The following is an 8,005-nucleotide window of genomic DNA, read 5'->3' on the forward strand; positions in this document are numbered from 1 at the left end:
ACGAGATATAGAAAAGGTATTGATCGCGATGTTATGTAAGAAAAAACATTCTGGTCATGATCGGCTTGGCTCTTCTGGTGAGAATCATATTTAAGAATCGTTACTCGTTGCGGGTGAATGCAAAATAGATGACATATAACCAGCCAAGTATTCCATGAATTAAAGCCCAAAGTATAGATTTGTTGCGATCCCATGAGGTGACAACGGCAATTACAGAACCGAGTCCAATACCCGATTGTGTGATCGTCTGTGTCGTTGATTTACTTATCTCTTGACCAAATGCGATATCCGCGATGAAAATAAAGAATACGAATAATGAGAGGTGTTTCATGACGAATTTATTGAGCTCCTCTTATTTTGAGTTCTTCATTGATTTCTTTTATTCTTTTAAAATTCAGAATAACAATGGGAGATAAGGCGAAAGGAATGGCCATCAGTGCACTGAATCCTTTGCTAATTGAGGTATAAATTCCCATGCCTAATAGGATAAAAAGCATGGTTGTGAGCATCCAAGTAATTACCAGGGCAGTTTTTTTGTTGGTTTGAAGCTCTTCGTCAGTCATTCCGTTTAAAGGTCTATTATTCATATTTCGGTGGTTTATAGTCTCTAAGTTCCGTAATTCTTTTTAAGAAACAAAGTTTTCTGCGTTAAATGATGTGTGAATCTTGTTAAATATAACGTTTTTCTTGTTTTTCTTAAAAAAAGATTAATTAAATGGCTAAAATAGTAGGTTTTGAAGGAGCTTTTTTCTTAATAACAGAGCATAAGGTGATTATTATGGATTCCATTTTTTAAAAGAGCAACTTTCTCAACTTTCTGGGTAACGAACAATTTGTGTAAAGTAGGTATAAGCGTATTGTTTTGAGCAAGTGGATTGTGCGGAGAATAACGAATCTTAAAACAAAGACCACGAATATTAAACGAGACGGAAATACTGTTTTAAAAAGCTGTTATTTGTGAAAAAAATCAAGAAATGAGAATGCTAGCTTTAATCTTTATGCTATTTACCATGTGTTCCTGTAGGGGTAATTTGGAATCGGGGTACAACGTGAAAATGGCTAAGCTCTTTCATAGCTGTCGAGAAAAAATGGATGAGAGCTATGGAAAATTGCTGGAAGGGGAATATGATGTCGATAAATCAGACTATTCCTATCACATGAAATTGAATGAGGCACGTGCTTTGAGTAGTTACATAAAAGGAATAAAATGCGAAGCTTCTCAATTGAAATACAGTAAAACTGCCGAAAGTTTTCACATCGCTACAATTGGTTATATGACGGAGATCGTTGATGGATATGGTGTTTTATTAATTAAATATATTGATGAACAGAAAAAAGGGACTCGGAAAAGTCTGTTGCGGGAGATTACTGATGAAAAAGAGAAAATTGCAGCCTTAGCTGAGTCGTGTTTAGGACATCAAATAGCCTTCTTGAATCGAGCTGGAATAAAAGTAGATAGTCAAAAAGGAAAGTAGTTGAAATATATTTTAATTTTATAACAATGTTAAAACTAAAAAATAAGTGGTATTTGCTTATCATTTTACCTATGATGGCATTGTCCTGTAAGAGCAAAATAGCTGCGCATCAGCCAATACCCCCGTATTCATTGGCTGATACTGTGAAACCCGATTGGTATCGCGAATCCTATGGTCAGGTTGTGATGATCGACAATGATTTTGTGACTCAGAAAAACGGCAGTTATTTAATAGATCTTCCTTTGCAGATCGTGCCAGATTCCACTTACGTTTTCTTTTTGAGTACTAGAATTCCATTGGAGTTACTAAAAAGGTCAACTGAATTCTATCCCGATCTTCAACATTTTGTACTGATTGTCCCCGATTGGAAGTATTATGATGAGGTCGCCAAAGAAGCCTCGAAAAACGGAATGTGTATAGAACCTGCGACGACCAATTTTTATTATTCCATAAAAAGAGAGGATGGTGCGGTTAAAGTCGACAGTATCCGGCTTTCTGGTGAAGATAACGCGAGGTTTGATTTTGTTAAACCAATTTCACCTAAAGGCATGCTTACCGTTTATCGAAGAGAAAGTTACGGATCGGTTTGTTGCCCGCGTGACCCCAAGTGGGATAACGTCGATAAAGATGAGCTCTTTATACGTGAGTTTGAACACCGCAGTCACCTGAACGTGACCAAAGGGAGGTATGTGCAGATGGAAGGGAAAGAAGGCGAAAAAAGTATCTATTATACTTTACCAGGATTATCTTCAGCACAGCGATTGGAATTTTTAGCAGATAAGTATACGGAATGGGTTGTCAATAAAGATATGGAGGCAAAGACGTTTATGCCACAGTTATTTACACCCCAAATTGTACCTATGGTAACCGAAGGTTTTAACAAAATGAAAGAATTACCATAAAGTTAGCGATACCGAAATTTGAATGTTTCCATAACAATACGCTGTTTTTAAATGGAGATAAAGCTATTCTGTTAGCTTTATCTCGAACATTTTATCCCAGTTTTTACCGGTAACAAAGAAAGTGTTTGATCTTTTATTGTAGGCGATACCATTTAATACGTCTAAATCCACATGTTGTGTTACATGTTCACGTAATTTAGATAGATCGACTAAAGCCTCCACTGCACCTGTTTTAGGGTCGATCCGTCCAATGACATCCTCCATAAAGAAATTTGCATAGATTTTTCCTTTTACCCATTCCAGTTCATTGATTTGATCCACCATGGCTGTGTTCGTTGCTGCACGGATATAATCCATTTTTGAGAAGTCATTTGGATTCAGCGTATAGATATAATCAGAACCATTGGACATGTATAAGTTTTTACCGTCAGAAGTTAAACCCCAGCCTTCCATTGGCTGAAAGTAAGGAAGTGTTTTAATAACAGAAAGGCTGTTTATATCGTATAGGTAGGCTAGATTGTTTTTATAAGTCAACTGATATAATTTTCCATTTAGGACGGTGGCACCTTCGCCAAAAATTGAATCATCCAATTCAATTTTTTTGGTGGGTTGACCCGTTTTTGGATTAACAATACGAACACTCGATTTACCTTTATTTCCGCTTGGACCAATCCCATTCCCGGTACTTTCGATCAAATTATCCCTGTAGAACTCCAATCCCTGTGTGAAAGCTTTGATATCATGGGGGTAAATATTCACAATGCTATAGCTTAGCAAAAGCGGAGGAGTGGACGCGAATAGATCGATGTTGACCGAATTTTCTTCTCGTTTTCCAGCACTAAATACGACAGCTTTAATAATCTGCTTGCCAAATTTCTCCTGTTTTAATGAATAACGGAAAGGTTCATTTCCGATTACTTGACCAATCTTTTTATCGTTTATAGTGTAAATAACAGAGTCCATTTTCGGCGTTTTTTCGCTGTCCACCTTTAAGATCAGATCCTCGCCCTGCGTATAGCTCTGTTTGATTTTGTTAAAGGTAAATGTCGGATTTTCATCGGCATATTCGGGCTGAGAGCTTGAAGTTGTATTTGTATTGTTACTTTTATTTCCGGTACAACTGCCCAAAATGGTGCCAATAACGAAAAAAATGAGGTAAGATTTTTTGTGCATTGATAGAGGGTGCTTGATTAATTATCCGCTAATAAACTAGAAAACGAGTTGAGTATACATAGCTGTTGCTGTAATACTCGTTTCTCAAACTTAGATAAATTGTTTTTTATATGCAATTTAATTGCTGATCAATACAAAAGATAATTTGTCTGTGAAAGAAAAAAATGAACAATTACATGCTAGCCGATTGTTATAAAGGTATGGAAAGATTATATTTTACTGGAACGAGCGGTATCCTTTTGCCTTACAAGAATAAAAGCTACTATCCTGAGGAGTTTCAGGATAAAAGTCGATTGGCTGTATATAGCTTATTATTTAATTCATTGGAAGTAAACAGTTCTTTTTATAAAATCCCCAGAGAAGAAACCGTCAGAAGATGGTCCGAAGAAACGACCGATGACTTTCGTTTTACGTTTAAACTATGGAAAGGAATTACACATCAAAAAGAACTCAAATTTGATCCACAGGATGTCGCTAGATTTCTATCCGTTATTGACGCTGTCGGCCAAAAGAAAGGGTGTTTGCTCATACAATTACCACCATCTTTTAAATTTGCTTCTATTGGATTGCTTGCTGAATTGCTGGATTGTATTGCTCAGGACAAGAGAAGTGAAGGGTGGCCGATCTGTGTAGAATTTAGGGATCCAGTTTGGTATAGGGAAGAAACTTCTGAACTGTTAAAATCTTATAATATGAATCTGGTTATTCATGATAAGAATATGCAAGGTATGCGTCTTCAATACGCAGATGCAAATGCAAACATAATCTATGTGCGATTCCATGGCCCAAATGGTGACTATAAAGGAAGCTATACGGACAACATATTGTTTGAATACAGCACCTATATTAACGACTGGATTGCAGAGGGAAAAGAAGTCTATACTTATTTTAATAATACAATCGGAGCGGCACTTTCTAATCTGAATACATTAGCCAAGTATATCACAGCGCGCAAAATATTTCCTACTTAAAAAGTGTCTTTTTTAAAGTGCACTGCCACGGATATATTCCGTTCCCATGTAGCCGTCCCAGCCTTCATGTTCACGCATAATCCGCTGATAAGCTGCGGTCAATGCCTGAACCTTCGTAAATAAGGGGATACCTCTCCGGATGCAGTCGTGATCAGCGTAAGTCCCTGCATTATCGTACCATTGTAGCCACGTAAGTAATTCTTGTCTCTTCATAAGCGTTAATCTATCGAGTAGCGTCTTATCTTTTAAGCCATAAGCTGATAACGCCAATCCTTGCGATGCGATTCCATAGCTAGAATTTTTGGAAGCTGATGCGCTATGATCTGTTTAATAAGAGATTCCATAATTTGAAATTTTAGTTGTTAAAGATGAGTTGTGCGTGGGTATTCGAAAAGTCATTATATCTTCTTTTCATGTGGATACGCAGGATTTCTTTATGTATATACGCGACAGCCTTTAATTTGGAAAGCTGCTGCACGCCATTTTCAACACATTTGCGATCTGTATAGTTTCCTTTTGGATCATGCCATTGCAGCCAATCAAGGAGTATTTCTCTTTCTAGTTTCTCGAGTCTCTGTTGTAAGCCGATTAATTCACTTTCCCGAAGTTGTTCTCGCCAGTCAGACCAGATCGGACCTGACACTATACCTCGTTTCTCTTTGAATTTGTTTTCCATATTTTACGTCGAATTTGAAGATCTAAAATTTGTTAGATGACTAGCTTACTGATAATAGCATTGCCAAGTTTACTTTTCATAAATAGCTCAATTTGTTTCAGCAATTCTGGACTTACTTCGGGGACTCTTTCTAAATCTCGTATAAACCACTTCTGAATAACAGGCGTTTGTTTGGAACTTTGGTCAAATTTTACGACTTCAGCCCGTGATGATTTTCCTGTAGGATCATAGTATGACCACAGTACAATGAAAATCGTATTCGGATCTTCATCGGGATAAGGAGTATGAAAGCGAACGATGTCACCTACGTGTAATTCCTTATTGTCATATGCTGCGCTGTGTTCCATAAAAGCGTTGTCTAAAACTGATATTCAAATATACTAAAAATATTAGTATTAAAAAGTTTTTGCTAAAAATTTTATACTTTATCTAAGAGGCCGTTGTTTTTTATAATTGGAGGCATGTCTCGGTGATTTGTTCTCTTACTTCGATTTTATTGTTTTTATTAAGTTGAATTTCAGTACCTTATCTTGTGACTGGGGAAAGTGGACAAATATAAAGGGGAACTATTTGAAGGGAATTTTGTTAAGGCTGCGCATGGGATAATACCTAGGTAAAAAGTAGATGTGTTAGCGCGAGTTTTATGCTTCAGCACGTCACTTATTGTAACTTTCTTTTCAAAATTTCGGTAATTTGACTTTAAAGACATAATATGGCAACTCTACCTTATCAACTCCTTTATTCCATTGCGGGTCTTTAAAGAGCTGAGCACAGGAGAAATAAAGGTATCCATCTCCGCTGATGCCCATAGAATCGGGCCAAAGTATTCGGGAGTCCTGTACCAGGGTATTCACATTTCCATCAGGATTTAAATACTTAATACTATAATCTATTGACGATGTTAGGTAAATATTTCCAACGCTATCTGCGAGTAAGCCATGTGTAATTCCGACTTCCCCTTTGTCTTCTACTTTTTCTTCCAATTCTTGATCCGTCAGCCTTGCGTCCGCTAAAAATTCTGTTGCAATACAATACAGATGGGTTTGATTGATCGGTTTGAAATATAGATATTTAAAGTCGTGACTTATTGCTATGCCATTCACGTTGGAAGAAAATGGTTTTCCATTATCATTACGCATATCATTACCGTTATAGCTTAATATTACTTCAGGATCAGCCAGCGTAAAACGGCTTCCAGTTAAAGCCTTTCTAGTCTGTCCAGTTTTGAGGTCTAAAATAATGATGGCCGCTTGGCCGGGATCGGAGAGATAGGCTAAATTTCGCTTCTGGTCAATGCGCATATCATTTAGACCTGATTTGGTTTTATCAAGGTCACCGAAACGATAAATATGTTCAATTTGATTTGTATTTGTATTGATTTTTAATAATTTAAAATGGCCTTGAGTTGATTTTTCATCTTTTCCGAAAATTGATCCAGCAGCAGATGGTTTAGAATCCAACACCCAGAGATTGTCCTCGGTATCGACAAATATATCCTGGACATTTACAAAGAGGGAATTCTCTTTTCCTTTTAAATTCCATTCTTCATTTGGATAAGGAACAGGTTTTCCATTGATGATTTCAGTAAGTGCATACTGAAAATTTTTCGCTTGTTTTGGGAAGGAAACAAATAATCGATTGCTGGAGGTAACGCTCACACCGATCGGACGGTACGGACCTAAGGCTGCTGCGACCTCCAGTTTCGGGGCTGTAGTGTTATTGACTTGTGCCAGCATAGTGAGAAAAAAGATGTGACAGAATAAAAAACTTAATATGAACCGTGTTCGCATATTCTTGTTATAATTTAACCTAACTATATTGCTTTTGACTGGTCCCACTAAGTAATAAAGGGGGATTTTTAGCTTCATAAAGAGACCGCTCTCTCATAGAAGAACCTTCTATTCTCAATTATTGTTTGTCCTTTTCTCCAAATAATACTTTTTTACACTGATCAGCATGTCGTGCGACTAATGCCGATACGAATCCACGTGGATTTAATTTTCTGAGCGACTAGAAAAGTTGGGATTGGTCTCGGTGATTAAAAGTTGGTGATTTACGAACAAATTTCTTGCAAGAGTTTTTCAACTTCCTGGGCATGAGTGACCGTCATAAAATGTCCCGAACCCTTAATGATAAAGTTGGGCTTTACATTTTTGATGGGGATAATACGATCGCTACTACCGTGTATATGAATTAAATTGTCCGGAACCGAATTGTTTTTCCATTGTAGAATTTGATGTATTGCCCAGGCCATAAAGATTGGATCTGTATCCTTTAGGATTTGTTTTAGCAGTAAAGAATCTTCTTTGCAGCCTATACCAAAAAAATAATCCGACAGAAAGCTATGGGTCTTGAGCAATGCATTAGGGACAAATACGTTCAGCTTGAGTCTACCCGCTAATCGATACAGTACGGGTAATTCATACCGTCCTTTGGCCGAAGCTAGCAGAATAACTCGTTGAACAGTTATAATTTTGGCAATTTCCATTGCAAGCATTCCTCCGAAAGAAAGCCCAATGAGGATGGGTTGCGCTGCGGTAATTTTAGCAGATATTCTTTTTGCATAAATAGATAATGGTTCATTAAGGCTTGGTGTAATCCAATCCAGATAGGTTATATCAAGCGAGCCAAAGTCTATCTTGCTGAATACACGTTGATCTACACCCAATCCGCTGATGACATATATTTTGCTTGCGGTGATTTTCATTTAATCAAGTGTTTGTATCCATTTGTGGAGACAAGTTAATGAATTATCGCTATAAAACAGGGGCAAAAAATTGATTCGAAAATCAATTTTTTGCCCCTGTT

11 protein-coding genes are annotated in these 8,005 nt (G+C 37.1%); 3 read left to right on the plus strand and 8 right to left on the minus strand.

What is annotated here, in order from left to right:
* Positions 1 to 100: 100 nt before the first annotated feature.
* Together B2X72_RS15975 and B2X72_RS15980 are read right to left on the minus strand one after the other, a co-directional pair.
* Positions 101 to 331, minus strand: a complete 231-nt coding sequence (locus B2X72_RS15975) for a hypothetical protein (RefSeq protein ID WP_075991818.1) — start codon at positions 329 to 331, stop codon at positions 101 to 103.
* 7 nt (positions 332 to 338) lie between these two features.
* Positions 339 to 587 carry a redox-active disulfide protein 2 gene (locus B2X72_RS15980; RefSeq protein WP_088160902.1) on the minus strand — a complete coding sequence of 83 codons (249 nt, stop codon included), beginning with the start codon at positions 585 to 587 and terminating at the stop codon, positions 339 to 341.
* Positions 588 to 974: 387 nt separating this feature from the next.
* Between B2X72_RS15980 and B2X72_RS15985 the strand changes: the two genes are divergently transcribed.
* A complete protein-coding gene (locus tag B2X72_RS15985) occupies positions 975 to 1,475 on the plus strand; it encodes a hypothetical protein (protein ID WP_145331238.1) in 501 nt (166 codons plus the stop codon).
* A gap of 26 nt (positions 1,476 to 1,501) precedes the next feature.
* Positions 1,502 to 2,377, plus strand: coding sequence for a hypothetical protein (locus B2X72_RS15990; RefSeq protein ID WP_286850610.1), 876 nt, complete (start codon positions 1,502 to 1,504; stop codon positions 2,375 to 2,377).
* Between the two features lie 63 nt (positions 2,378 to 2,440).
* Here the strand turns inward: B2X72_RS15990 and B2X72_RS15995 are convergent, their stop codons facing one another.
* Positions 2,441 to 3,550, minus strand: coding sequence for a glutaminyl-peptide cyclotransferase (locus B2X72_RS15995; protein WP_286850612.1), 1,110 nt, complete (start codon positions 3,548 to 3,550; stop codon positions 2,441 to 2,443).
* 200 nt (positions 3,551 to 3,750) lie between these two features.
* Here B2X72_RS15995 and B2X72_RS16000 point away from each other — a divergent pair, with 200 nt between their 5' ends.
* On the plus strand, positions 3,751 to 4,521 hold the full coding sequence (locus tag B2X72_RS16000) for a DUF72 domain-containing protein (RefSeq protein WP_145331244.1): 771 nt from the start codon (positions 3,751 to 3,753) through the stop codon (positions 4,519 to 4,521).
* Positions 4,522 to 4,533: 12 nt separating this feature from the next.
* Here the strand turns inward: B2X72_RS16000 and B2X72_RS16005 are convergent, their stop codons facing one another.
* From B2X72_RS16005 to B2X72_RS16025, 5 genes are all read right to left on the minus strand, one after another.
* Positions 4,534 to 4,734, minus strand: a complete 201-nt coding sequence (locus tag B2X72_RS16005) for a hypothetical protein (RefSeq protein WP_286850616.1) — start codon at positions 4,732 to 4,734, stop codon at positions 4,534 to 4,536.
* 142 nt (positions 4,735 to 4,876) lie between these two features.
* The gene (locus tag B2X72_RS16010; protein ID WP_088160907.1) at positions 4,877 to 5,197 is read right to left on the minus strand and encodes a hypothetical protein; all 321 of its coding nucleotides are present in this window, start codon (positions 5,195 to 5,197) and stop codon (positions 4,877 to 4,879) included.
* A gap of 32 nt (positions 5,198 to 5,229) precedes the next feature.
* Positions 5,230 to 5,544 (minus strand): hypothetical protein, encoded by a 315-nt coding sequence (locus B2X72_RS16015; protein ID WP_286850617.1) that lies wholly within the window; start codon positions 5,542 to 5,544, stop codon positions 5,230 to 5,232.
* A 330-nt stretch (positions 5,545 to 5,874) separates the two neighbouring features.
* A complete protein-coding gene (locus tag B2X72_RS16020; RefSeq protein WP_286850620.1) occupies positions 5,875 to 6,933 on the minus strand; it encodes an L-dopachrome tautomerase-related protein in 1,059 nt (352 codons plus the stop codon).
* A gap of 317 nt (positions 6,934 to 7,250) precedes the next feature.
* Complete coding sequence (locus B2X72_RS16025; protein WP_286850622.1) at positions 7,251 to 7,904, minus strand: alpha/beta hydrolase; 654 nt, start codon at positions 7,902 to 7,904, stop codon at positions 7,251 to 7,253.
* Between the last annotated feature and the right edge of the window lie 101 nt (positions 7,905 to 8,005).

It is taken from the genome of Sphingobacterium sp. UBA7253 (genome assembly GCF_002472745.1).
Classification (GTDB): domain Bacteria; phylum Bacteroidota; class Bacteroidia; order Sphingobacteriales; family Sphingobacteriaceae; genus Sphingobacterium; species Sphingobacterium siyangense.

What these genes read in the sequence shown, in the direction of transcription:
- B2X72_RS15980 (WP_088160902.1), bottom strand. Translation starts at nt 587, where the DNA reads ATGAATAATAGACCTTTAAACGGAATGACTGACGAAGAGCTTCAAACC.
- B2X72_RS15995 (WP_286850612.1), bottom strand. Translation starts at nt 3,550, where the DNA reads ATGCACAAAAAATCTTACCTCATTTTTTTCGTTATTGGCACCATTTTG.
- B2X72_RS16010 (WP_088160907.1), bottom strand. Translation starts at nt 5,197, where the DNA reads ATGGAAAACAAATTCAAAGAGAAACGAGGTATAGTGTCAGGTCCGATC.
- B2X72_RS16005 (WP_286850616.1), bottom strand. Translation starts at nt 4,734, where the DNA reads ATGAAGAGACAAGAATTACTTACGTGGCTACAATGGTACGATAATGCA.
- B2X72_RS15990 (WP_286850610.1), top strand. Translation starts at nt 1,502, where the DNA reads ATGTTAAAACTAAAAAATAAGTGGTATTTGCTTATCATTTTACCTATG.
- B2X72_RS16000 (WP_145331244.1), top strand. Translation starts at nt 3,751, where the DNA reads ATGGAAAGATTATATTTTACTGGAACGAGCGGTATCCTTTTGCCTTAC.
- B2X72_RS16025 (WP_286850622.1), bottom strand. Translation starts at nt 7,904, where the DNA reads ATGAAAATCACCGCAAGCAAAATATATGTCATCAGCGGATTGGGTGTA.
- B2X72_RS16020 (WP_286850620.1), bottom strand. Translation starts at nt 6,933, where the DNA reads ATGCTGGCACAAGTCAATAACACTACAGCCCCGAAACTGGAGGTCGCA.
- B2X72_RS15985 (WP_145331238.1), top strand. Translation starts at nt 975, where the DNA reads ATGAGAATGCTAGCTTTAATCTTTATGCTATTTACCATGTGTTCCTGT.
- B2X72_RS16015 (WP_286850617.1), bottom strand. Translation starts at nt 5,544, where the DNA reads ATGGAACACAGCGCAGCATATGACAATAAGGAATTACACGTAGGTGAC.
- B2X72_RS15975 (WP_075991818.1), bottom strand. Translation starts at nt 331, where the DNA reads ATGAAACACCTCTCATTATTCGTATTCTTTATTTTCATCGCGGATATC.